Here is a 531-nt window from a genome sequence, read left to right on the forward strand (position 1 = left end):
ACTACAAGTTTTTGCCGCTTTTCGTCCACGCGGAAATTGATTACCGAAACGACTTTTTGCAGCATTTTCTCGAAATTAAATTCACAGGGCGACAATTCCAGCATGTTCGCCTCAATTTTTGACATGTCGAGTATGTCGTTTATAACGCCGAGCAGGTGCGTTGACGCGTTTTCTATCTTGCCAAGCGCGTAGTCTTTGCGTTCTAAATCTTTCGCGTTCTTGCCGATTGTCGTCATGCCGGTTATCGCGTTCAAAGGCGTACGCATTTCATGGCTCATGTTGGAGAGGAAATCGCCTTTTGCTTTGCTTGCTTCCATCGCTTTATTCAGGGCTTCTTGAAGTTTTATGGTATAGATGTCACGCATGATTACGCCAGCGATGGTGCTTGATGTCATGGCGACAAATCCCTTTTCATTTTCCGTCCACTTGCGGGGCGTAGAATTCTGTTCAACGCACAATACGCCCCATAAACGGCCGTCAACATAAAGCGGCACGCCGATAAACGCCTTGACCTTAATTCCATTGAGCTCC

General features: G+C 46.7%; 1 protein-coding gene. It reads right to left on the reverse strand.

Annotated elements, in window-relative coordinates; all coding sequences use genetic code 11:
- On the reverse strand, positions 1-531 hold a 531-nt coding region (locus tag ACYVRA_RS08460; protein ID WP_461252284.1), incomplete at both ends, for a GAF domain-containing sensor histidine kinase.

The sequence above is a fragment of the Treponema sp. R8-4-B8 genome, from assembly GCF_054786175.1.